We start from the raw sequence: 23,431 nt of genomic DNA, 5'->3' as shown, positions 1-23,431 counted from the left end.
AGTTCAATAGTTTTCTGACAGACAGTCAGATTACTTCTGCGGCACCCCTTCCCAGTTGTGCACCGCTTTGCTCTGATGACCCCCGAGTCATTGGGGGCCGGTGTCAGGAGGAATGGTGGAGTACAACCTTGCCGACCTGTTCGAGTCCGTCGTCGACGTGGTCCCGGATCGCGAGGCACTCGTGTACGTCGACCATCCCGGGACGGGCGCGGAACGCCGCTTGACGTACCGGGAATTGGACCGGGCCGCGAACCGGCTGGCGCACCATCTGATCGACGCCGGCCTGAAACCAGGCGAGCACCTGGGGCTGCACCTCTACAACGGTGTCGAATACCTCCAGACGGTCCTCGCGGCTCTCAAGGCGCGCCTAGTCCCGGTCAACGTCAACTACCGCTACGTGAAAGAGGAGTTGGTCTACCTCTACCGGGACGCCGATCTGGCCGCGCTGGTCTTCGAGGGGGAGTTCACCGAGCGGGTGGCGGGCGCGCTGCCGGGGACCGACAAGCTGCGCCATCTCGTCCGGGTGGGGCAGGTCCCGGACGGCGCGCCGCCTCTCGACGTCACGCCGTTCACCGAGGCCGAGGCGGCGGGCTCCCCCGAGCGGGCCTTCGCGCCGCGCTCGGCCGACGACCTGTTCATCATCTACACCGGCGGCACCACGGGCATGCCGAAGGGCGTGATGTGGCGTCAGGAGGACTTGTTCTTCGCGGGGTTGTTCGGCGGAGAACCGGCGGGTGAGCCGGTGCAGCGGCCCGAGGAGCTGGCCGAGCGGGTCGCCAAGGGCGGCGCGGGGCTCACCTTCTTCCCGGCGCCTCCGCTGATGCACGGCACGTCGACCCTGACATCGTTCATCGCCTTCAACTACGGCCAGCGTGTGGTCATCCACCGCAAGTACGTGCCGGAGGAGGTGTTGCGCACCATCGAGAAGGAGAAGGTGTCCAGCGTGTCCCTGGTGGGCGACGCGATGCTGAGGCCGCTCATCGACGCGCTGCACGGCCCGCTCAAGGGCACCGACCTGTCCTCTCTGTTCAGCGTCTCCTCCTCCGGGGCGATCATGTCGGAGACGGTGCGCGCCCAGTTTCAGGCGCTGGTGCCGAACGTGCTGCTCCTGAACAACTTCGGCTCGTCCGAGTCCGGGTCGAACGGCAAGGCTACGGACGACTCGGGCCCGGAGAAGGGCTTCCGTCTGGAGGTCAACGAACGTACGCGGGTGGTGGATCCGGCCACCCACGAGCCGGTCCCGGTCGGCGTGCCGGGACGCCTCGCACAGCGCGGACACGTACCGCTGGGCTACTACAACGACGCGGCGAAGACGGCGGAGACGTTCTTCCAGAAGGGCCGGGAGCGGTGGGTGCTCCTCGGGGACATGGCGACCGTCGACGAGAACGGCATCGTCACGGTCCTGGGCCGCGGCTCGCAGTGCATCAACACGGGCGGCGAGAAGGTCTACCCGGAGGAGGTCGAGCAGGCCCTCAAGTCGCATCCGGACGTGTACGACGCGCTGGTGGCCGGGGTGCCGGACGCGAGGTGGGGCAGCCATGTGGCGGCGGTGGTCCAGCTCCGCGACGGCGCCGCCGAGCCCACCCTCGACGACATCCAGACACACTGCCGCACCAGGATCGCCGGGTACAAGGTGCCGCGCCAGCTGGTGATAGCCCCCGCCATCGAACGCTCCCCCAGCGGCAAGGCGGACTACCGCTGGGCGCGGACGGTGGCGGCGGAGGCAGACGTCAGCTGAGGAAGCCCTCCGCCGGCCGCGGACGGTGGCCGCTGAGGCGCGTCAGCTGAGGAAGCCCTCCTCTGGGCGCGGACGGTGGCCGCGGAGGCGGACGTCAGCTGAGGAAGCCCATGAGCCGCGCGGCGACGAACCCCTCGGGGTCGTCAAGCCGGGGGAAGTGCCCTGCGCCCGGCTGGACTTCGCGGGTGCGGTTCGGGAAGCAGGCCGCGGTCCTCGCCGCGAGGTCGGGGCACGGACCGCCGTCGCCTTCTCCGCTGCTCCGGTAGGCGAGATCGGTTCCGTCGCAGCTGGTGAAGGCGGGCATGCCAATGATCTTCACACTCCCCCTGCGGCCGGACCATGACGTGCGCCCTGAGCGCGAAGGACATGCGGCGCGAGGTTGTCCACAGGCCTTGACGTGCCCCTCGGGCGGCTGAATTACTGATCCGACACAGAACGACCGAATGATCGGTCGTCCGATTTCGTCGCCCCCACGGGGCGGGACGAGGACGGAGCGCACCCATGGCACCCCTGCTGGACGAGGCGGAGCGGCTGAGCCGGCCGGAGCTCGAAGCGCTGCAGCTCGATCGGCTGCGCGCCTCCCTGCGCCATGCGTACGACAACGTGGGGTTCTATCGGAAGGCCTTCGACGAGGCGGGCGTGCGGCCCGACGACTGCACCTCGCTCGCCGATCTGGCCCGCTTCCCGTTCACCGCCAAATCCGATCTGCGCGACCACTACCCGTTCGGGATGTTCGCGGTCCCCGAGACCGACATCCGCAGGATCCACGCCTCCAGCGGCACCACGGGCCGGCCCACCGTCGTCGGCTACACCCAGCGCGACCTCGACACCTGGGCGGACGTGGTGGCCCGCTCCATCCGCGCGGCGGGCGGCAGGCCCGGTCACAAGGTCCATGTGGCATACGGATACGGCCTGTTCACCGGCGGTCTCGGCGCGCACTACGGCGCCGAGCGGCTCGGCTGCACGGTGATCCCCGCGTCCGGCGGCATGACGGCGCGGCAGGTCCAGCTCATCCAGGACTTCCGCCCCGAGATCATCATGGTGACCCCGTCCTACATGCTGACGCTGCTCGACGAGTTCGAGCGTCAGGGCGTGGACCCGCGGGCCACCTCGCTCAAGGTGGGCATCTTCGGTGCCGAGCCGTGGACGCAGGAGATGCGCCGCGAGATCGAGGAGCGGTTCGCGATCGACGCCGTCGACATCTACGGCCTGTCGGAGGTCATGGGCCCGGGCGTCGCGCAGGAGTGCGTGGAGACCAAGGACGGTCTGCACATCTGGGAGGACCACTTCTATCCGGAGGTCGTCGACCCGCTCACCGGTGAGGTCCTGCCGGACGGCGAGCACGGAGAGCTCGTCTTCACCTCCCTCACCAAGGAGGCGATGCCGGTGATCCGCTACCGGACCAGGGACCTGACGCGCCTGCTGCCCGGCACGGCCCGCGTCTTTCGGCGCATGGAGAAGGTGACCGGGCGCAGCGACGACCTGGTCATCCTGCGCGGCGTCAACCTCTTCCCCACCCAGATCGAGGAGATCGTGCTGCGTACGCCCGGGGTCGCCCCGCACTTCCAGCTGCGGCTGACCCGCCAGGGCCGCCTCGACGCGCTCACGGTGCGGGTGGAGGCCCGCGCGGACACGACGCCCGAGCAGCGCGACGCCGCCGCGCGCTCGGTCGTCACGGCGGTCAAGGACGGGATCGGTGTCTCCGTGGACGTGGAGATCGTTGACCCCGAGACCATCGAGCGCTCGGTGGGCAAATTCAAGCGCATCGTGGACCTGCGCGAGAAGAGGAGTTGAGCCCGGCCAGGACATCAACTCCCTTCCGCAGCACCGCTGTTCAGGCGAGCCGATCGCGCAGCTCCCGCTTGAGGATCTTCCCGCTGGCGTTGCGCGGCAGCTCGTCCACGAACAGCACGCGCTTGGGGGCTTTGAACGCGGCGAGCGAGGCGCGGGCGTGCTCGATGAGCTGACCCTCCGTCACCTCACCGGAGCGGACCACGAAGGCGGTCACCGCCTCGATCCATCGCTCGTCGGGGAGGCCGACCACGGCGGCCTCGGCGACCGCCGGGTGGGTGTAGAGCGCGTCCTCCACCTGGCGCGAGGCGATGAGCACGCCCCCGGAGTTGATCACGTCCTTCACCCGGTCGACCACGGTGAAGTAGCCCTCGCGGTCGCGCACCGCCAGGTCGCCGGAGTGGAACCAGCCGTCGCGGAAGGCTTCTTCGGTCTCGGCCGGCTTGTCCCAGTAGCCCTCGCACAACTGCGGTGAGCGGTAGACCACTTCACCCGCCGTGCCGTCGGGCACCTCGTCGCCGCTTTCGTCGACGACCTTCGCCTCGACGAACAGCACGGGGCGCCCGCACGAGTCCATTCGTCCCTCGTGCTCGTCCGGTCCGAGCACGGTGGCGAGCGGGCCGATCTCGCTCTGTCCGAAGCAGTTGTAGAAAGCCAGGTGCGGCAGCCGTTCGCGCAGCCGCTCAAGGACCGGGACGGGCATGATCGAGGCCCCGTAGTACGCCTTGCGCAGTCCGCCGAGGTCGCGCTTGGTGAACTCCGGATGACCCGCGAGGGCGATCCACACGGTGGGCGGCGCGAAGAACGAGTCGGCGCGGCCCGCCTCCACCAGCTCTAGGATTTGTCCCGCGTCCGGCGCGTCCAGGAGCGTGTTGTCGGCGCCCACCGCGAGATAGGGCAGCAGGAAGACATGCGTCTGCGCCGAGTGGTAGAGCGGCAGCGCGTGCACGGGCCGGTCGGAGGCCCGCAGGTCGAGCGCGGTGATGGCGGAGACATACGCGTGGACGAGGGCGCGGTGCGTCATCATCGCGCCCTTGGGCAGGGCGGTGGTGCCGGAGGTGTAGAGCAGCTGCACGATGTCGTCGGGCTCGCCCCCGCCCCCGCCGACGTACGCAACCGGCTCGGCCATCTTCGTCGCCGCCGTCCCACCCCCGCCCCCGTCCCATCCGACGCCGTCGCCGTCGCCGCGAGGAGCGAGTCGGGATCATCGCGCAGCGGGACCACCGGCGGGCCGGAGGGCACGCGCTCCGCGAGCGTGGGGTCGGCGAGGACGAGGGTGGCGCCGGACTGCTCCAGGATGTACGTCAGATCGCCGCCGGTGAGGTGCTGGTTCACCGGCACATGGACGAGCCCGGCCCGCGCGCAGCCGAGGAAGGCGATGACATAGGCGTCGGAGTTGTGCCCGTAGGCGGCTACCCGGTCGCCCTTGGTCACCCCTCGCGCGGTGAGGAAGGCGGCTGCGGCGGAGACGGCCGCGTCCAGTTCGGCGTAGCTCCAGGTGCGCTCCGCGTACCGCAGTGCGGTGCGGTCGGGTGTGCGGCGGGCGCTGCGGCGCACGATGCCGTCGACGGTGCTGCTGCGTACCTCGTCCATGGCTGGATCCTGGGCGGCAGGGCGGCCGGGGTCAAGGTGCGCGCGCGGCCCGGCGGGTGGAGCCGTTCCAGGTGCGCGCGGCTCGACCTGCCGGGCGCACCCGCTCACGGTAGGTGTGGCTCGGCGCGCCGGGAGGAGGGACCCGGCCCCGTCCCGTTGCGCGACGGAGGGACCCGGTCCCGTCCCGTTGTGCGACGGAGGGACCCGGTCCCGTCCCGTTGTGCGACGGGACCGTTCACCTGGTCCGTATCAGCGCGGCGTACGGATGCCGTCGATGACGCGGGTCCAGTTGTCACCGCCGTGTCCGTCCTCGATCGCACGCCGGTAGTGGGCCTGTACGGCCAGCGGAAGCGCGAGGTCGAGCCCGAGCGAAGTGCTGGTCTCCACGATGTGGTCCGCCGTCGCGCCCATCATGGTGACCGTGCTGAGCGCGCCAGGATGCTCACCGGCGTCGAGTGCGGCGCCGGGCCTTTCTTCGCCGGCCCGCACGATGGCGCCGATCGTGTCGGTGAAGGCGAGCAGTTCCGGCAGCACCTCCTCGGCCTTCATCCCGGCGCTGCCCAGCATCGCGGTGGCGTGCATCAGCGCGGACAACGAGGAGAGGAACACCATCAGTTGAGCTTGGTACATCATCTGGGCCAGCCCCGGGTCCGATCCCAGGTACCTCGGGGACCCCAGGGATACGAGGGTCGGCCGGTGGCTGTCCATGGTCTCGGGGCGACCGCTGTAGAAGACGGAGGACGCGGGCGTGCCGACCATCGGCGCGGGGACCATGACGCCGCCGGCGATGAAGGCGGCGCCGTGGTGTGCCGCCCAGGCCGCCGCCTCACGGGTGCGGTCGGGGGTGTCGGAGCTCAGGTTGACCAGGGTGCGGCCGGCGAGCGACGCGGTGGCGCCGTCGAGCACGTCGTACATCGCCTGGTAGTCGGTGAGGCTGAGGAGGACGAGGTCGCTCGCTTCGAGCGCCTCGGCGGGCGTCGCCGCCCGCGTGGCTCCTTCGGCGACAACGCCGTCGGCGCGGTGCGCGGTGCGGTTCCAGACGGTGACCCGGCTGCCTTCGGCAAGGAGAGTGCGTGTCATCGCCTGGCCCATCGGACCGAGCCCGATCACGGTGACGGAGGTGTTCTGCGGGGTGGTGGGGTTCTGTGCGTTCACTCCTCCATGCTGGGACAGGAGCACTGATCTCGGGAGTACCCACTATTCTCTGCGGTACTTACCTTCTAGTAAGGGGACTTGGGATGAGCAGGGCGCCGAGGATCGGGCCATACATCTGCGGCATCGACGCCGCGCTCGATGTGGTGAGCGGCAAGTGGAAGGGGCTGATCCTGTGGGAGCTCGACGCCCACGGTGTACGTCGCTTCGCCCAGCTCCGGCGCGGGCTGCCCGGGGTGAGCGAGAAGATGCTGACACAGCACCTGCGGGAGATGGAGGAGGACGGGCTGGTGCACCGCGAGGTGTACGCGGAGGTGCCGCCCCGCGTGGAGTACTCCCTGACGCAGCACGGCCGTACGCTCAACCAGGCGCTCGGGCCGCTCGGCGCCTGGGGTGCCGAGCGGATCCGGCGTGAGCACTCCGCGACCGTCGAGTTGGCCGGCGCCGCGCTCACCGAGCGGCTCGGCCCTCAACCCTCGGCAGGAGCCGCCCCGTTGAGGGCCGTGGACCGCTAGGGCTCAGTGAAGAACCGTGTGAGCTTGTCCGGGTTGCGCACCGTGTAGATGGCCTCGATCCGGGCGCCCCGGAAGCCGAGCAGCCCGATCTGGTGCCGGCCGCCCGCGGTGATGGCGAGAGCAGGGGCGCCGTTGACGTCGAGGACGTCGAAGGCCTCCACTTCGTAACGGTTGAGCAGGCCGGTGAGGAAGGCGAGCACCTTGGCGCGGCCGACGACCGGGCGCCGTGCCGCGCTGACCTTGCCCCCGCCGTCGCTCCAGGCGACGACGTCCTCGGCGAGCAGGTCGGTGAGGGCGCCGAGGTCGCCGCCCCGGGCGGCTTCGAGGAAGCGGGTGAGCAGCTTGGCGTGTTCGTCGTCGGAGAGCGGGAAGCGGTCGCGGCCCGCGGCCAGGTGGCGCCCCGCCCTGCTGTACATCTGGCGGCAGTTGGCGACGCTCGCCTCGACGATGGAGGCGATCTCCTCGTACGGAAGCTGGAAGGCCTCGCGCAGCACGAACACGGCGCGCTCCGGCGGGGTGAGGCGCTCCATGAGGTGGACCGTGGCGTACGCGACAGTGTCGCGCAGTTCGGCGGTGTCGAGCGGGCCGAGCGCGTCGGTGGCGACGGGTTCGGGCAGCCACGGCCCGACATAGGCCTCGCGGGTCACCCGGGCCGAGCGCAGCTGGTCGATGGCGAGCCGGGAGGTGACGGTGATGAGGAAGCCGCGGGCGTCCCTGATGTCGCCGGGGTCGACCCGGCTCCAGCGCAGATAGGCGTCCTGAACGACGTCCTCGGCGTCCCACAGGGAGCCGAGCAGCCGGTAGGCGAGCCCGGTCAGCACCGGGCGGTGGGCCTCGAACTCCTCGGCGTGCTCCGTCATGGTCCCTGACACCTTCCGTGGTCGCCGGCGCGTGCCCCGGCGGCTGCCGCGTCATTCAACTCGACGGCGGACCGGGGCGCCAGTGCGGCCGGGAAGGTGTCCTGGGCGTCACATCGCCCGTTCGTGGCCCTCCCAGTACGGTGCGCGCAGCCGCCGCTTGTAGAGCTTGCCATTGGGGTCGCGGGGCATCGTCTCGATGAAGTCGACCGACTTGGGCCGCTTGTACGCGGCGAGCCTGCCCTCGCAGTGGGTGAGCAGTTCGGCGGCGAGCGCGTCGCCCGCCTCGCGGCCCTCGGCCACCTCGACGACGGCCTTGACCTCCTCGCCCCAGTCGGGGTGCGGGATACCGAAGACCGCCGCGTCGGCGACGGCCGGATGGGTCAGGAGCGCCGCCTCGATCTCGGCCGGGTAGATGTTGACACCACCCGAGATGATCATGTCGATCTTGCGGTCGCGCAGGAAGAGATAGCCGTCCTCGTCGAGGTAGCCGAGGTCGCCGACGGTGAAGAAGTCACCGATGCGGTTCTTCTTGGTCTTGCTCTCGTCCTTGTGGTAGCTGAAGCCGCCGGTCGACATCTTCATGTAGACGGTGCCGAGTTCACCGGCGGGCAACCGGCCGCCGTCGTCGTCGAAGACCGCCAACTCGCTGATGGGCCAGGCTTTTCCGACGGTGCCGGGCTTCTTGAGCCAGTCCTCGGCGGTGGCGAAGGCGCCCCCGCCCTCGCTGGCCGCGTAGTACTCCTCGACACAGCTCCCCCACCAGTCGATCATGGCGCGTTTGACGTGGTCGGGGCAGGGTGCGGCGCCGTGGATGGCGTGCCGCAGGGAGGACACGTCGTACCGCGCCTTCACCTCGTCGGGCAGCGAGAGCAGGCGGTGGAACTGGGTCGGCACCATGTGCGTGTGGGTGCAGGCCTGGTGGTCGATGCGGGCCAACATCTCCTCGGGCGTCCACTTGTCCATGAGCACGATGCGGTGCCCGATGTGCAGCGAGGCGCCGGCGAACTGGAGGACCGCCGTGTGGTAGAGCGGCGAGCACACCAGGTGGACGTTGTCGTCGAACGGTTTGATGCCGAAGATGGCGAGGAATCCGCCGAGGTAGGTCTCCTCCGGGAGCTTGCCGGGCAGCGGGCGCCGGATGCCGCGCGGGCGTCCCGTGGTGCCGGAGGTGTAGTTCATGACCCAGCCGAGCGTGCGGTCGTCGGGTACCGACTCGGGCTGTCCGTCCAGGAGTTGGGTGTACGGGGCGAAGCCGGGCACGGTGCCGACGGCGTAGCGGTGCGACGCGGGCAGCTTCGCCTCGTCGGCGGCCGCCGTCGCCGCCTCGGCGAACCGCTCGTGGGCGATGAGCACCTTGGCGCCGGAGTCGGCGACGATCCAGGCGATCTCGGGCCCGACGAGGTGGTGGTTGACCGGCACGAGGTAGAACCCGGCCTGGGACGCGGCGAGGTAGGCCGTGAAGAACTCCACCCCGTTGGGCAGCACCACGGCGAAGGCGTCGCCGCGTTCGAGACCGGCGGCCCGCAGCCCGTGGACGAGCTGGTTGACGGCGGCGTGCAGCCGGCCCGCGCTCCACTCCTCGCCGTCGGGGGCGATCAGGACGGAGCGGTCGGGGTCGGCGTCGGCCTGGGCCCAGAAGCCGTTGGCGGGCTGGTTCATCGGGCGTCCCTCCCTGCGATGCGGTTGATACGGTCGACGGCGCGCTCGAAGCCGCGCGTCAGCTCGTCGAAGGTGTCCCGGACGCTGCGCTCGGCGGTCATCTTCCCGACGATCTGGCCGACGGGGGTGCCGAGCAGGGGCTCGACCTCGTACTTCTGGATGCGCGAGACGGCTTCGGCGACCAGGAGGCCCTGGAGCGGCATGGGCAGGGTGCCGGGTCCCGCCGGGTCGTCCCAGGCGTCGGTCCATTGCGTACGCAGCTGCCGTGCGGGCTTGCCGGTCAGGGCGCGGGAGCGCACGGTGTCGCCGGAGCCGGCGACCAGGAGCTTGCGGGTCAGCGCGCGGGAGTGGAGGTCGGCCTCGGTGGTGGTGAGCCAGAGCGAGCCGAGCCAGACGCCCTGCGCGCCGAGCGCGAGTCCGGCGGCGATCTGCTCGCCGCTGCCGATGCCGCCCGCCGCGAGCACCGGCAGCGGGCCGACGGCGTCGACGACTTCGGGGACCAGCACCATGGTGGCGATCTCCCCGGTGTGGCCGCCGGCCTCGTAGCCCTGGGCGACGACGACGTCGATGCCCGCGTCCGCGTGGTGGCGGGCGTGCCGTGCGCTGCCCGCGAGGGCGGCCACGAGCACGCCCCGGTCGTGGGCGCGCCCGACGACGTCGGCGGGCGGTGAACCGAGCGCGTTGGCAAGGAGTCTGATCGGATAGTCGAAGGCCACGTCGAGCTGGTTGCGGGCGACCTGCTCCATCCAGCCGGTGATACGCCATCCGGAGACGTCGCCCTCGGCGAGCTCGGGCACCCCGTGCTTGACCAGGGTGTCGCGGACGAACTGCCGGTGCCCTTCGGGGATCATCGCCTCGACCTCGGCCTCCCCGACCCCCTCGACCTTCTTGGCGGGCATCACCACATCGAGCCCGTAGGGCAGCCCGTCGGTGTGTTCCTGCATCCAGTCGAGGTCGCGCGCGAGGTCGTCGGGCGCGGTGTAGCGGACCGCGCCGAGCACACCGAAGCCGCCGGCCCGGGTGATGGCCGCGGCCACCGCCGGGAACGGCGTGAAGCCGAAGACGGCGTGCTCGACTCCCAGTTTCTTGCTCAGCTCCGTCTGCATGGGGCGCAGGATGCCGCAGCCCGGGCGACGAGGGAAGAGATTTTCTGATGCTACGTCAGTTTCTTTGCCGGCCTCCGCCGGCCCTCTGCCGGGCTGCCGCCTGCCGCCGCCGGGCCACCGCCTGCCGCCGCCGGACCTCGGCCGGACCGTGGCGGGATGGCCACGGAGCCGGCGCCGCGTGCCGCCTCATTGACAGTGACCGCTCCGGGGCAGAAAGTTTCCGTGGTTCGATGTGATCACGAAAGTAGTTTTCGGCGCGCCGGGGCAGCCGCGCGAGGGAAGGCCGGGTGCCGATGACAGAGGACGTACGGGGCTTCAGCAGACGACGGCTGGCCGGCGCGGCCCTGGGACTCGGAGGTGCACTGGTGGCGGGTTCACGGCCGGCCGGGGCGGAGGCCGCCGGGCGCGGGCGGACCCTGCGGCACGGGAGCGCCGAGCAGGCCGGGCTGCTGCCCGGGCACCTGCGCCGTCTGGTCGACGAGGCGCGGACCTTCCTCGGCCCCTCCCCCGACCACCCCTGGTACGCGGGCGCCGTTCTGCTCGCGGGGCGCGGCGCCACGGTGGCGCTGCACGAGCCCATCGGCGACGCGGTGCGCTATGCGGCGTACGACGAGAAGAGCGACACGGCGGTGGAGTTTCCGCCCGGGCAGCGGATCGCGGCGGCCCGGGACACGGTGTACGACCTCGCCTCGCTCTCCAAGCTGTTCACCTCGCTCCTCGCCGTCCAGCAGATCGAGCGTGGCGCCCTGGGCCTCGACCGTACGGTCGCCTCCTGCCTGCCCGAGTTCGCCGCGGCCGGCAAGCAGAACGTGACGGTACGTCAGCTGCTGACCCATACCTCGGGTTTCCGGCCCTGGATCCCGCTGTACGGGGCGCCCACCCGCGAGCAGAAGCTGAAGCTCATCTGGAACGAGGCGCCGGCGACTCCGCCTGGCAGCGCCTACCTCTACTCCGACCTCAATCTGATCTCCCTCCAGCTGGTCCTGGAGAGGATCACCGGGCGCCCGCTCGACGCACTGCTCCACGACGAGATCACCGCTCCGCTCGGGATGCACCGCACGCGGTACAACCCGCCCGCGTCCTGGAAGCCGGAGATCGCCGCCACCGAGGACGCCCGCAGGCCGTGGTCCGGGCTCGACCGGGGGCTGGTGTGGGGCGAGGTCCACGACGAGAACGCGTACTGTCTCGGCGGTGTGGCGGGCCATGCCGGCGTCTTCTCCTGCGCCTGGGACCTCGCGGTCCTCGCCCGTACGCTGCTCAACGGCGGCGCCTACGGCCGGGCCCGGATCCTCTCCCCCGCCTCCGTGGAGCTCCTCTTCACCGACTTCAACTCCGCCTTCCCCGGCCACGAGCACGGCCTGGGCTTCGAGCTCTACCAGCACTGGTACATGGGCGCCCTCGCGACGCCGCGCAGCGCGGGGCACACCGGCTTCACCGGCACCAGCATCGTGCTCGACCCGAGCACCGACACGTTTCTGATCGTGCTGGCCAACTCCGTTCATCCGGTGCGGGGTTGGCGCTCCGGGTCCGCGCCACGGGTGGCCGCTGGTGACGCCCTGGCACGGGCCGTCGCGGTGCGCCCGGCTCACGGCGGTACGGCCTGGTTCGCGGGCATGGAGCGCGCGACGAGCGCCACCCTCACCCTGCCCGAGCTGACCGTCGCGAGCCGCCGGGCCCGTCTGGACTGTTCGCTGTGGTGGGACACCGAGCCCGGCGTGGGCACCGTCACCCTGGAGGCGTCGGACCCGGAGGCCGGCTGGCGGGCCGTTCCCTTCACGACCGTACGGGCGGAAGCGGGGCCCGTGGAGCACCCAGCTGGGTCGGTGTCGGGCTGGTCCGGGCGGGTCTGGCATCGGGTGACGGCGGACCTCGCCGCATGCTGCGGCCGGCCGGTGCGGCTGCGCTGGCGGTACACGACGGGACCCCGGTACGTGGGACGCGGGGTGTACGCCGACGGCCTGCGGATCGTCGACGGCGAGCGGACGGTCTTCGACGAGACCCGGCCGGACGACGCGGCGCTGATCGAGACCTCGGGCTGGAGCCGTTCCGCCGACTGACGTGCCGCGGGCGGGAGTTGAGAGAAGTCCGCGGCGTCAGGGCCGCGCCCCGCTCAGCGGCCGAGCACCGCCATCGCCGCGTTGTGGCCCGGGATGCCGCTCACGCCGCCGCCGCGCACGGCGCCCGCCCCGCACAGCAGCACGTTCGCACGGCTCGTCTCGACGCCCCAGCGGCCGGTCGATCCGTCGCCGTGGGGGAACGCGAGGGCGCGGTGGAAGATGTTGCCGCCGGGCAGCCGCAGATCGTGCTCCAGGTCGAGCGGGGACTTCGCCTCGATGCAGGGGCGGCCCTGCGCGTCCTTCGCCAGACAGTCGGCCAGCGGCTCGTCCAGATGGGCCTCCAGCTGGGCGAGCGTCGCGGCGAGGAGCAGGTCGCGCGCCTTGTCGTTGTCCTCGGCGAACAGCCGGGCCGGAGCGTGCAGACCGAACAGCGTGAGGGTCTGGTAGCCGCGCGCCGCGAGGCCGGGGCCGAGGATCGACGGGTCGGTCAGGGAGTGGCAGTAGATCTCGGAGGGCGGGGCGGTGGGCAGCGTGCCGTTCGCCGCCTCGGCGTACGCGGTCGCCAGCGCGTCGTATCCCTCCGCGATGTGGAAGGTCCCGGCGAACGCCTCCCGCGGATCGACGGCGGTGTCCCGCAGCCGCGGCAGCCGCGTGAGCAGCATGTTGACCTTGAGCTGAGCGCCCTCGGCGGGCTCGGGCGCCGGGTCGCCGAGCAGCTCCGCGAGGGCGTGCGGGGAGGCGTTGACCAGGACGTTGCGGGCGGCGACCGTGCCGGGCGCGTTCTCGGTGGCGTAGTCGACCTCGGCTTCGGCGCCGTCGGTGCGGATCGCGGTCACCTCGTGCCCGGTGACGATCTCCGCCCCGGCCCCTCGGGCCGCCGCCGCCAGCGCGTCGGTGAGCGCGCCCATGCCGCCCACCGGCACGTCCCAGTCGCCGGTCCCCTGGCCGATCACGTGGTAGAGGAAGCAGCGGTTCTGGGCGAGCGAAGCGTCGTGGGCGTCGGCGAAGGTGCCGATCAGGGCGTCGGTGAGGACCACACCCCGCACGAGATCGTCGGCGAAGCGGTCCTCCAGGGCGACGCCGATCGGCTCCTCGAAGAGCATCCGCCAGGCCGCGTCGTCCCCGATGCGTTCGCGCAGCGCGCTCGCGGTCGGCAGCGGCTCGGTCAGGGTGGGGAAGACCCGCTCGGCGACCCGGCGCGTCGTGGCGTAGAACTCCTGCCATGCGGTGAACTCGGCGCCCGATCCGGTGAGTTGACGGAACGACGCGGCGGTGCGGTCGTCCCCGCCGCCGACCAGGAGGCCACCGGGGCGCCCGTCGCGCCGGGTGGGGGTGTACGAGGAGACCGTCCGTTTGCGGACCGCGAAGGCGAGCCCCAGCTCGTCGACGATCTTCCGGGGCAGCAGCGAGACCAGATAGGAGTAGCGCGAGAGCCGGGCGTCCACGCCCTCGAAGGGACGGGTGGAGACGGCCGCGCCGCCGGTGCGCCCGAGTCGTTCGAGGACCAGGACGGAGCGCCCGGCCCGCGCCAGATACGCGGCGGCGACCAGGCCGTTGTGGCCGCCCCCGACGATGACGGCGTCGTACTGGTCACGGGCGAACGCGGTGCGTACGGTCATGCCCCCTTGGTAACACGGGATGTTCCCGCGCGGAACCCGTCCCGGCCTGGCAAGGAGTCGGGGGCCGGCCCCGCTGCACGGACGCGGCGCGGCGCGCCCCGGCGGACGTTCACGCGGGTGTTGCGCCGTCCGCGCCCGCCGTGGCCACGGTCCACGGGCCGGTGAGGCCGACGGTCGGGTCGGGCGGCGTGACCCCCGTGACGGCGCGTGCCGCCTTGCGGCCCGTGGTCATGGCGTGGGCCCAGGACGGAAGGGCCGGCGGGCGCCGCAGCGACAGCGGAACGGGGTCACCGAGCCGGCCCCAGGAGGCCCGCCCCTCGGCCAGACGTCGACCGAACTCGCCTGCGTCGTCCGGGCGTTGATCCGGCTTCTTGGCGAGCAGGTCGAGCACGGCCCGCTCGAAGAACGCGGGGAGCTCCGCGCGGTGCTCGCGCAACGGCCGGGGCGGGGTGTCGCGGTGGCTCACCAGGACCGCCCAGGTGTCCTGGTGGCCGAACGGCGGCGCCCCGGTCGAGATCTCGTACAGCACACAGCCCAGCGAGTACAGGTCGCTGCGGTGGTCGACGTCGACGGCGCCGATCTGCTCCGGTGCCATGTAGTGCGGGGTGCCCATGGCGATGCCGGTGGCGGTGAGCCGGTTGGCGAGGCCGGTGTCGGCGTCGAGCCGGGCGATGCCGAAGTCGCAGATCTTCACGGTGCCGTCGTCGAGCCGCATGATGTTCGCGGGCTTCAGGTCCCGGTGCACGATGCCCTGGCGATGGGTGTAGGCGAGGGCCGCCGCCACCTGCTCGGCGATGTCCATGACGTCGGCCACCGGCAGCGGGCGCCGGTCGTTCTCGTCCAGGAGCTGGCTCAGATCGCGTCCTTCGAGCAGCTCCATGACGAGGTGGAGGCCGCCCTCGTGCTCCCCGAAGTCGTGGACGACGGTGACGCCGCGGTGCTGGAGCGCGGCCGCGACCCTGGCTTCGCGCCGGAAGCGTTCGCGCAGGACGCGGGTGACCGACTCCTCGTGGTCGGGCGCCGGGGGTTTGAGGAGTTTGACCGCCACCCGCCGGCCCAGCGATTCGTCCCGGGCCCGCCACACCTCGCCCATGCCGCCGCGCCCGATCAGGTCGAGCAGCCGGTAGCGGCCGTGGATCAGCCTGGTGTCCGCCATGTGGTGCCGTCGCCCCCGTTACTGACCGTCTGTTCTCTGCGGCCCTCAAGTATGGCCGCCTGCTGGCGGAGTGTGTGCGGCGCCGGCCGGGTTTCGGGGCCCAGCCGGGCGACCGCCTTGAGGATGTGCCGCGGCGGAAGCTGCCAGCGCACCGTCGCGGGGATGCGGCGCAGCGCGGTTCCGGTACGGGTCAGCCGCCGGTCCACGGTGTCCCTTGCGGGGGCGGGGCGGCCGTACAGCTCATGGGCGTACGGGGGCAGCGAGGCGTAGGCGAGGCGGGCCACGCGCCGCCACACCAGGGCGCGCGCCGGAACCAGGAGCGCGGGTGTGGGCGGTCGCCGCAGGAAGTCGTCCACGGCTCGGGCGTCCTCGGTGGCGGCGAGGTGGGGCCGTACCGTGTCGAAGTAGGCGGCGAGTTCGGCGACGGATCCCGGCACGCCGGCCGCGTCCAGACCCACCAGGCGGGCGTCCACGCGGTGTTCGGCGACGTAACGGTCGGCCTGGGTGTCGCTCATCCACAGCCCGGAGCGCCGGGTCACGGTGAGATAGCTGTCGATCTCGGCGCAGTGCACCCACAGGAGCAGCTCGGGGTCGTCGATCCCGAACCGCTCCCCGGTGCGCGGATCGTCCGCCGTGAGCAGGGCGTGGATGCGGCGGACGCGGGCGCCGGCCTGCTCGGCCGCGTCCTTGGTTCCGTAGCTGAGGGTCCCGACGAAGGTGGCGGTCCGCATGAGGCGGCCCCACGCGTCCTTGCGGAAGTCGGAGTTCTGCATGACGCCGCGCACCGCGCGGGGGTGGAGCGCCTGGAGGTACAGCGCCCTGATGCCCGCGATCCACATCATGGGGTCACTGTGCACCTGCCAGGTGACCGATCGCGGGCCGAAGTAGCCCGGGTCGGGATCGTCCGCCGGGCCGAGGCAGCCCGGGCCGGGATCGTCTGCCATCCGACGCCTCCCGTGGGTGTGTCCTCGGCCGGGCCCGTCTTCGCAGTCTACGGGGCGCCTGTCGATGTGGACCCGCACCGACCACGACGGCCGTCCTGCCGCGAGGTGTCGGCGGACCGCGCCCGCGTCGCGCGGCCGGCTTGGGCGCCGCGTGGCCGGCTTCGGAGCCGCCGCCCCGTAAGGACGGCGTCAAGAGTCCCGCTGCCGCCGTATGGAGCCCGTCAACGGACCGCGATACGCCGCTGAACTCGGGGTTTGCTCGTCTTCGGCCCACTGGCCGAAACCCATTCACCACGTCATTCAGGAGCTCACGATGGCCGATCTGGCCTTCGTCGTCACCACGGTCGCGGTCTTCGCGCTGGTGGCCCTCGTCGCCAAGGGGGTGACCAAGCTGTGAGCGTCGAGAACATCGTCGGCCTGCTGGTCGCCGTCGCCCTGCTGGGGTACCTCATCCTCGCCCTTGTGTACCCGGAGAGGTTCTGAGCACCGCCATGAGCCCCGTAACCGCCGGCGTGCTCCAGCTGCTCGCGCTGATCGCCGCGCTCGCGCTCGCCTACCGTCCTCTCGGCGACCACATGGCCCGGGTCTACTCCTCCGAGAAGCACTACCGGCCGGAGAGGTGGCTCTACAAAGCCATCGGCGCCAATCCGTCGGCCGAGATGCGCTGGCCCGCCTACCTGCGCGGCGTCCTCGCGTTCTCCGCCGTGAGTGTGCTTTTCCTCTATGCCCTCCAGCGGGCGCAGGGGATCCTGCCCGGCTCGCTGGGCTTCTCCGCGATCGATCCGGACCAGGCGTTCAACACGGCCGCCTCATTCGTGGCGAACACCAACTGGCAGTCGTACGCCGGTGAACAGACCATGGGCCACGTCGTGCAGACCGGCGGTCTCGCGGTCCAGAACTTCGTCTCCGCGGCCGTCGGCATGGCCGTCGCGGTGGCCCTCGTGCGGGGCTTCGCGCGCTCCCGTACCGGTGAACTCGGCAATTTCTGGGCTGACTTGGTGCGCGGCACGGTCCGTATCCTGATCCCGATCGCCGTGCTCGGCGCGCTGGTCCTCGTCGCCTGCGGCGCCATCCAGAATTTCGCCGGAATCCACGAGGTCGGGCAGTTCACCGGCGGCACCCAGCAGTGGAACGGCGGGGCGGTGGCCTCGCAGGAAGTCATCAAGGAGCTGGGCACCAACGGCGGCGGCTACTTCAACGCCAACTCCGCCCACCCCTTCGAGAACCCCACGCCGTTCTCCAACCTGTTCGAGATCTTCCTGATCCTGCTCATCCCGTTCGCCCTCACGCGGACCTTCGGGCGGATGGCCGGCAATCTGCGGCAGGGGTACGCGATCCTCGCGACGATGGCCGTCGTCTGGGTCGGTTTCACCGCGCTGATGATGTGGACGGAGTTCGCCCACCACGGGCCGGCCCTCCAGGCGGCGGGCGGGGCGATGGAGGGCAAGGAGACGCGCTTCGGCATCGGCGGCTCCGCGATCTTCTCGGTGGCCACCACCCTGACCTCGACCGGCGCGGTCAACTCCTTCCACTCCTCGTACACGGGTCTCGGCGGCGGCATCCAGCTGCTCGGCATGCAGCTCGGGGAGATCGCGCCCGGCGGTGTGGGCTCGGGCCTCTACGGCATGCTGATCATGGCGGTCATCGCGGTGTTCATCGCGGGACTCATGGTCGGCCGCACCCCCGAATACCTGGGCAAGAAGATCGGCACCCGCCAGATCAAGCTCGCGGCCTGCTACATCCTCATCACCCCCGCGCTCGTCCTCGGCTTCACGGCCGCCGCGATGGCGCTGCCCACGCCGGTCACCTCGATCGCCAACCCGGGGGCGCACGGCTTCTCGGAGATCCTCTACGCCTACACCTCGGGCGCCAACAACAACGGTTCGGCCTTCGCGGGCCTCAACGCGGACACACAGTGGTTCAACTCGACCATCGGCATCGCCATGCTCCTCGGCCGGTTCCTGCCCATGGTCTTCGTGCTCGCCCTGGCCGGCTCGCTCGCCGAGCAGAAGCCGGTCCCCGAGACGGCGGGCACGCTGCGCACCGACAAGCCGCTCTACGCGGGCCTGCTCGTCGGCACGATCCTCATCATCACCGGACTGACCTACTTCCCGGCCCTCGCGCTGGGACCGCTCGCCGAAGGGCTCGCCTCATGAGCACCATCACGCCCACCCGTGCCCCGCACGAAGAGCTGCCCGCGGGACACCAGGCTCAAGGACGTGTCGGCGGCGGCCTTTTCGACCCCAGGGCCCTGGTGAAGGCCTTCCCCGACGCGGTGCGGAAGCTCGACCCGCGCGTCATGGTCAAGTCCCCCGTCATGTTCGTCGTTCTGGTCGGCTCCGTGGTCACCACCGTCCTCGCCGTCAAGAATCCGACCGACTGGTTCGGCTGGGCGATCACCGTCTGGCTGTGGCTCACCACCGTCTTCGCCAACCTCGCCGAGGCCGTGGCCGAGGGGCGCGGCAAGGCGCAGGCGGACACCCTGCGCAAGGCCAAGACCGACACCGTCGCCCGCCGACTGACCGGATCCGCCGAGGAGTTGGTGCCCGGTACGCAGCTGCGCGTCGGCGACCTGGTGGTGTGCGAGGCCGGGGACGTCATCCCCGGCGACGGTGATGTGGTCGAGGGCGTCGCCTCGGTGGACGAGTCGGCCATCACCGGCGAGTCCGCGCCGGTGATCCGCGAGTCGGGCGGCGACCGCTCGGCCGTCACGGGCGGTACGCGGGTTCTCTCCGACCGCGTGGTCGTCAAAATCACCACCGAGCCCGGTGAGACCTTCATCGACCGCATGATCGCGCTCGTCGAGGGCGCGGCCCGGCAGAAGACGCCCAACGAGATCGCCCTCAACATCCTGCTGGCCTCCCTCACGATCGTCTTCCTGCTGGCGGTGGTCACGCTCCAGCCGTTCGCGATCCACGCCGGGGCCCAGCAGTCGATGATCGTGCTCACCGCGCTGCTGGTCTGTCTGATCCCGACCACCATCGGCGCCCTGCTCTCCGCCATCGGCATCGCGGGCATGGACCGTCTCGTCCAGCGCAATGTCCTGGCGATGAGCGGACGCGCCGTGGAAGCCGCGGGCGACGTGTCGACGCTGCTGCTCGACAAGACCGGCACGATCACGCTGGGCAACCGACAGGCCGCCGAGTTCGTCCCGGTGAGGGGCGCGACCGAGGCCGAACTCGCGGACGCCGCCCAGCTGTCGTCGCTCGCGGACGAGACCCCCGAGGGCCGCTCGATCGTGGTGCTCGCGACGGAGAAGTACGGGCTGCGCGAACGCCACCAGGGTGACCTGACGCAGGCCACCTGGATCGCCTTCACCGCCCAGACCCGTATGTCGGGCGTGGACGTCGACGGCAGGAAGACCCGTAAGGGCGCGGCCGGTTCGGTCGTCGCCTGGGTGACGGAGCGCGGTGGCCGCGTCGCCGAGGACGCCGAGGCTCTGGCCGGCCGGATCTCCGAAGCGGGCGGGACACCGCTGCTCGTCGCCGTCGAGGACGCCTCGGGCGCCCGGGTTCTGGGGGTCGTCCACCTCAAGGACGTGGTCAAGGACGGCATGCGCGAGCGGTTCGAGGAGCTGCGGCGCATGGGCATAAGGACCGTCATGATCACCGGTGACAACCCGCTCACCGCCAAGGCCATCGCCGAGGAGGCCGGCGTCGACGACTTCCTCGCCGAGGCGACGCCCGAGGACAAGATGGCGCTCATCAAGCGGGAGCAGGCCGGCGGCAAGCTCGTGGCGATGACGGGCGACGGCACCAACGACGCCCCGGCCCTCGCGCAGGCGGACGTCGGCGTGGCGATGAACACGGGCACCTCGGCCGCCAAGGAGGCCGGGAACATGGTGGACCTGGACTCCAACCCCACCAAGCTCATCGAGATCGTCGAGATCGGGAAGCAACTCCTCATCACCCGCGGGGCGTTGACCACCTTCTCCATCGCCAACGACGTCGCCAAGTACTTCGCGATCATCCCGGCCATGTTCGCCGCGGTCTACCCCGGCCTCGACAAGCTCAACGTCATGGGTCTGCACTCGCCGAACTCGGCGATCCTCTCCGCCGTCGTCTTCAACGCGCTCATCATCGTCGCGCTCGTACCGCTCGCCCTTCGGGGCGTCCAGTACAGGCCGGCCGGCGCCGACCGGATGCTCCGCCGCAACATCGGGATCTACGGACTCGGCGGCCTCATAGCGCCGTTCGTCGGCATCAAGCTCATCGACCTGCTCATCACCCTCATCCCTGGAATCGGCTGATCAGCTATGAACAATTCCGTCGGAAACAGCGCGCGCCTGATCGGTGCTGCTCTGCGAGCCCTGCTGGTCCTCACGGCCCTGTGCGGGGTCGTCTACCCCCTGGCCGTCACCGGCATCGCCCAGACCGCCTTCGGCGACCGGGCCAACGGCTCGGAGATCAAGGACAAGAGCGGCCGGGTCGTGGGGTCGTCCCTCATCGGGCAGACCTACGACCTCCCCAAGGCCGGCCCTGCCGGCCCCGCCGAGCCGGACCTGAGGTGGTTCCAGCCGCGCCCCTCCCACGGCCTCGGGACCAACAGCGTCAACACGCGGTACTCGCTGCTCCTGTCCGGCGCCACCAACAAGGCCGCCGACAACCCCGACCTCACCCGGCTCGTCGAGGACGCCAGGGCGGCCGTCGTGCGGGACAACTCCACGGCCACGTACACGGTGAAGCCCCAGGACGTCCCGCCCGACGCCGTCACCTCCTCGGGCTCCGGCCTCGACCCGGACATCTCGCCGCGGTACGCCGGGCTCCAGGTCCACCGGGTCGCCGAGCGGAACCACCTCGGCGTCGAGCAGGTCGAGAAACTCGTTGCGGACAGCACCGAGGGCCGCACGCTCGGCTTCATGGGCGAGCCGCGGGTCGACGTCCTGAAGCTCAACATCGCGGTCAGGGCGCTGGCCGGCCGCTGAGGCACGGACCCACGGCCGGGGGCCGGAGACCTCCTAGCGGCGGACCCTCGGCATGCCCAGGCCGATCCAGGAGATGATCTCGCGCTGGATCTCGTTGTTCCCGCCGCCGAAGGTGAAGATCACCGCGGAGCGGTAGCCGCGTTCGAGTTCGCCGTGCAGGACCGCGCCGGCCGAACCCTCCTTCAGGAACCCCGCGGCCGCCACGACCTCCATCAGCAAGGCGTAGGCGTCCCGGCGCGCCTCGGAGCCGTACACCTTGACGGCGGAGGCGTCCTGCGGGGTGAGCGTCCCCTCCTGTACGGCGTTGACCATCTGCCAGTTGAGGAGCTTCATCGCGTCGAGACGGGTGTGGGTGCGGGCGAGGTTCTTGCGGACCCAGCCGAGGTCGATGACGCGGCGGCCGTCGGCGAGCTGGGTGTCGGCGGCCCAGCGCTGGACGTCGTGCAGGGCGCGGATCGCCATGGTGCCGTGGGCGGCCAGGGTGACCCGCTCGTGGTTGAGCTGGTTGGTGATCAGCCGCCAGCCCTTGTTCTCCTCGCCGACCCGGCGCGTGGCGGGGACCCGGATGTTCTCGTAGTAGCTGGCGGTGGTGTCGTGGGAGGCGAGGGTGTTGATGAGGGTGCAGCTGTAGCCGGGGTCGGAGGTCGGCACGAGGAGCATGGTGATGCCCTTGTGCGCGGGGGCGTCCGGGTCGGTGCGCACGGCGAGCCACACCCAGTCCGCGGTGTCGCCGTTGGTGGTCCAGATCTTCTGGCCGTTCACGGTGTACGTGCCGCTGCTCTCGTCGCCCTCGCGCACCGCGCGGGTCTTGAGCGCCGCGAGGTCGGTTCCCGCGTCGGGTTCGCTGTAGCCGATGGCGAAGTCGATCTCGCCGGAGAGGATCCCCGGAAGGAAGTACGCCTTCTGCTCGTCCGTGCCGTACCGCATGATCGTCGGGCCCACGGTGTTCAGGGCCATCAGCGGAAGCGGCACCCCGGCCTGTGCGGCCTCGTCGAAGAAGATGAACTGCTCCATCGGCGTCAGGCCGCGCCCGCCGTACTCCTCGGGCCACCCCACCCCGAGCCAGCCGTCCGCGCCGAGGCGGCGCACCGTCTCGCGGTAGAACCGCTTCTGCGCCGCCGGATCCCCGTACCGGGCGTACACGTTGTCCGGTACGAGCCCGGCGAAGTAGGTCCGCAGCTCGGTGCGCAACTGCTGCTGCTCAGGCGTGTATGCGAGGTGCACGGCCCCTCCAGGACGGTCGCGGTACGGCGGCGCACACAGTAGAACGTGTTCCAAGAATCCGGAAGGGGTGCGGTCGTCGCCCGTCGCGCGTACTCGAACGGCGCCGACCGGTCGCCGGGAGCGGCCCGCGCGGTGAGCATGGGCCGAGGCGTGTGTTCCGTATCCGTGCCCCTCGCGCACCCCTGAACCGGAGGCTTCCCGTGACCACTGCCCGCGACCTGATGACCGCCGACGTACGGTGCGTCCCGGCGTCCGAAACCCTCGACCGCGCCGCCCAGTTGATGCGCGACCACGGGATCGGCGCGCTGCCCGTGAAGGGCGGCGACGGAACGCTGAGCGGTATCGTGACCGACCGCGACATCGTCGTGAAGGCGCTCGCCGCGGGCAAGGACGCCGCCAAGGTCACCGCGGGCGACCTCGCCGAGGGCGTCGTGCACACCGTCGACGCGGGGGCCGACGCCGCGCTCGCCGTGCGGGCGATGAGCGAGGCCCGGATCCGGCGGATCGTGGTGGTCGAGGACGGTACTCCGGTCGGCATGATCACCGAGGCGGACCTGGCCCGCAAGCTCACCGCGGAGGCGTTCGCGACGTACGCGGGCCGGGTGTACGCGTCCTCCTGAGCCGGGCGGCGCCGCACCGCCGCGGCCCGCCGTACGCGGCTGCGCTCGGCCGTCCCCGAGCCCCGGTGGCGCCGGTCCGCGCAAGGGCGTGTGCGCCGGTACCGATGGAGCCCGTGTGCCAGTCCGCGCAAGGGCCTGCGGGCCGGTATCGATGGGGCGTGTGCGCCGGATGCGGACCGGGTAGGCGGGGACCAGAATGGTGCATTACTGGACGAACGTAGGAGGCGGCATGAACAACCGGTCCGATTCCAGCTCGCAGTCCGACCCCGTGACCCCTGACGCGCTGCTGCACACCGGCGCCGGGGGCGAGGTCAGCGCGGAGGACCTGGTGCTGGCCTCCGGGCGGGACGTCACCCCGGAGAGCCTGGCCTGGGCCGAGCGCAAGCTGGCCGCCGAGGGACCCGCCGCCCTGGACAAGCTGCTTCCCTGAGTGAACGGCTCAGTGGTGGGCGGTGGGGCCGGGCTGTGGCCCG

At 71.3% G+C, this 23,431-nt stretch carries 19 protein-coding genes and 2 pseudogenes; 11 read left to right on the top strand and 10 right to left on the bottom strand.

What is annotated here, in order from left to right; all coding sequences use genetic code 11:
• Positions 1-115 precede the first annotated feature (115 nt).
• Positions 116-1,738, top strand: a complete 1,623-nt coding sequence (locus AB0D31_RS29285; protein ID WP_362728665.1) for an acyl-CoA synthetase — start codon at positions 116-118, stop codon at positions 1,736-1,738.
• A 94-nt stretch (positions 1,739-1,832) separates the two neighbouring features.
• Here AB0D31_RS29285 and AB0D31_RS29280 read toward each other — a convergent pair whose 3' ends face one another.
• Entirely contained in the window at positions 1,833-2,042 is a 210-nt protein-coding gene (locus AB0D31_RS29280; RefSeq protein WP_362728664.1) for a hypothetical protein, read from the bottom strand.
• 197 nt (positions 2,043-2,239) lie between these two features.
• Between AB0D31_RS29280 and paaK the strand changes: the two genes are divergently transcribed.
• Positions 2,240-3,532 carry a phenylacetate--CoA ligase PaaK gene (gene paaK / locus AB0D31_RS29275; RefSeq protein ID WP_362728662.1) on the top strand — a complete coding sequence of 431 codons (1,293 nt, stop codon included), beginning with the start codon at positions 2,240-2,242 and terminating at the stop codon, positions 3,530-3,532.
• 40 nt (positions 3,533-3,572) lie between these two features.
• On the opposite strand, the pseudogene AB0D31_RS29270 reads toward paaK, so the two are convergent.
• A pseudogene (locus tag AB0D31_RS29270) lies at positions 3,573-5,122 on the bottom strand (fatty acyl-CoA synthetase).
• Between the two features lie 249 nt (positions 5,123-5,371).
• A complete protein-coding gene (locus AB0D31_RS29265; RefSeq protein WP_362728660.1) occupies positions 5,372-6,277 on the bottom strand; it encodes an NAD(P)-binding domain-containing protein in 906 nt (301 codons plus the stop codon).
• Positions 6,278-6,360: 83 nt separating this feature from the next.
• Between AB0D31_RS29265 and AB0D31_RS29260 the strand changes: the two genes are divergently transcribed.
• Complete coding sequence (locus AB0D31_RS29260; RefSeq protein ID WP_362728658.1) at positions 6,361-6,789, top strand: helix-turn-helix domain-containing protein; 429 nt, start codon at positions 6,361-6,363, stop codon at positions 6,787-6,789.
• Here the strand turns inward: AB0D31_RS29260 and AB0D31_RS29255 are convergent.
• From AB0D31_RS29255 to AB0D31_RS29245, 3 genes are all read right to left on the bottom strand, one after another.
• On the bottom strand, positions 6,786-7,649 hold the full coding sequence (locus tag AB0D31_RS29255; RefSeq protein WP_362728656.1) for an RNA polymerase sigma-70 factor: 864 nt from the start codon (positions 7,647-7,649) through the stop codon (positions 6,786-6,788). The genes AB0D31_RS29260 and AB0D31_RS29255 overlap by 4 nt on opposite strands.
• Positions 7,650-7,757: 108 nt before the next feature.
• Positions 7,758-9,308 carry an acyl-CoA synthetase gene (locus AB0D31_RS29250; protein WP_362728654.1) on the bottom strand — a complete coding sequence of 517 codons (1,551 nt, stop codon included), beginning with the start codon at positions 9,306-9,308 and terminating at the stop codon, positions 7,758-7,760.
• Entirely contained in the window at positions 9,305-10,414 is a 1,110-nt protein-coding gene (locus AB0D31_RS29245) for a nitronate monooxygenase (protein WP_362728652.1), read from the bottom strand. Before AB0D31_RS29245 ends, AB0D31_RS29250 begins: the two co-directional genes overlap by 4 nt.
• A gap of 293 nt (positions 10,415-10,707) precedes the next feature.
• Here AB0D31_RS29245 and AB0D31_RS29240 point away from each other — a divergent pair, with 293 nt between their 5' ends.
• Positions 10,708-12,471, top strand: coding sequence for a serine hydrolase (locus AB0D31_RS29240; RefSeq protein ID WP_362728682.1), 1,764 nt, complete (start codon positions 10,708-10,710; stop codon positions 12,469-12,471).
• A gap of 53 nt (positions 12,472-12,524) precedes the next feature.
• On the opposite strand, the gene AB0D31_RS29235 is transcribed toward AB0D31_RS29240, so the two are convergent.
• From AB0D31_RS29235 to AB0D31_RS29225, 3 genes and pseudogenes are all read right to left on the bottom strand, one after another.
• Positions 12,525-14,090 carry an NAD(P)/FAD-dependent oxidoreductase gene (locus AB0D31_RS29235; RefSeq protein WP_362728650.1) on the bottom strand — a complete coding sequence of 522 codons (1,566 nt, stop codon included), beginning with the start codon at positions 14,088-14,090 and terminating at the stop codon, positions 12,525-12,527.
• A 148-nt stretch (positions 14,091-14,238) separates the two neighbouring features.
• Positions 14,239-15,246, bottom strand: a pseudogene (locus AB0D31_RS29230) (serine/threonine-protein kinase); the annotation flags it as partial.
• Positions 15,228-16,190 (bottom strand): oxygenase MpaB family protein, encoded by a 963-nt coding sequence (locus AB0D31_RS29225; RefSeq protein ID WP_362728648.1) that lies wholly within the window; start codon positions 16,188-16,190, stop codon positions 15,228-15,230. The pseudogene AB0D31_RS29230 and the gene AB0D31_RS29225, both read right to left, overlap by 19 nt.
• 211 nt (positions 16,191-16,401) lie before the next feature.
• On the opposite strand from AB0D31_RS29225, the gene AB0D31_RS29220 reads away from it, so the two are divergent.
• Genes AB0D31_RS29220 through AB0D31_RS29200 form a run of 5 tightly spaced genes read left to right on the top strand, consistent with a single transcriptional unit; the run spans position 16,402 to position 21,114 of the window.
• Positions 16,402-16,587, top strand: coding sequence for a hypothetical protein (locus AB0D31_RS29220; protein ID WP_362728646.1), 186 nt, complete (start codon positions 16,402-16,404; stop codon positions 16,585-16,587).
• Complete coding sequence (gene kdpF, locus AB0D31_RS29215; RefSeq protein WP_362728644.1) at positions 16,584-16,673, top strand: K(+)-transporting ATPase subunit F; 90 nt, start codon at positions 16,584-16,586, stop codon at positions 16,671-16,673. The genes AB0D31_RS29220 and kdpF overlap by 4 nt, the downstream gene beginning before the upstream one ends.
• Positions 16,674-16,681: 8 nt before the next feature.
• Positions 16,682-18,346 (top strand): potassium-transporting ATPase subunit KdpA, encoded by a 1,665-nt coding sequence (gene kdpA, locus AB0D31_RS29210; protein ID WP_362728642.1) that lies wholly within the window; start codon positions 16,682-16,684, stop codon positions 18,344-18,346.
• Positions 18,343-20,439 carry a potassium-transporting ATPase subunit KdpB gene (kdpB, locus tag AB0D31_RS29205; protein WP_362728640.1) on the top strand — a complete coding sequence of 699 codons (2,097 nt, stop codon included), beginning with the start codon at positions 18,343-18,345 and terminating at the stop codon, positions 20,437-20,439. The genes kdpA and kdpB overlap by 4 nt, the downstream gene beginning before the upstream one ends.
• A 6-nt stretch (positions 20,440-20,445) precedes the next feature.
• Positions 20,446-21,114: a potassium-transporting ATPase subunit C gene (locus tag AB0D31_RS29200; RefSeq protein ID WP_362728638.1), complete on the top strand. Its 669-nt coding sequence runs from the start codon at positions 20,446-20,448 to the stop codon at positions 21,112-21,114.
• Positions 21,115-21,147: 33 nt separating this feature from the next.
• Here the strand turns inward: AB0D31_RS29200 and AB0D31_RS29195 are convergent, their stop codons facing one another.
• Entirely contained in the window at positions 21,148-22,338 is a 1,191-nt protein-coding gene (locus AB0D31_RS29195) for an acyl-CoA dehydrogenase family protein (protein WP_362728636.1), read from the bottom strand.
• A gap of 200 nt (positions 22,339-22,538) precedes the next feature.
• On the opposite strand from AB0D31_RS29195, the gene AB0D31_RS29190 reads away from it, so the two are divergent.
• On the top strand, positions 22,539-22,958 hold the full coding sequence (locus AB0D31_RS29190) for a CBS domain-containing protein (protein ID WP_362728634.1): 420 nt from the start codon (positions 22,539-22,541) through the stop codon (positions 22,956-22,958).
• Positions 22,959-23,187: 229 nt separating this feature from the next.
• Complete coding sequence (locus AB0D31_RS29185; protein ID WP_362728632.1) at positions 23,188-23,388, top strand: hypothetical protein; 201 nt, start codon at positions 23,188-23,190, stop codon at positions 23,386-23,388.
• The last annotated feature ends 43 nt before the right edge of the window (positions 23,389-23,431 follow it).

It is taken from the genome of Streptomyces sp. NPDC048361 (genome assembly GCF_040651795.1).
Taxonomy (GTDB): domain Bacteria; phylum Actinomycetota; class Actinomycetes; order Streptomycetales; family Streptomycetaceae; genus Streptomyces.
The sequence above is the reverse complement of the archived record's forward strand: the minus strand, read 5'-3'. Positions and strand labels throughout refer to the sequence as shown.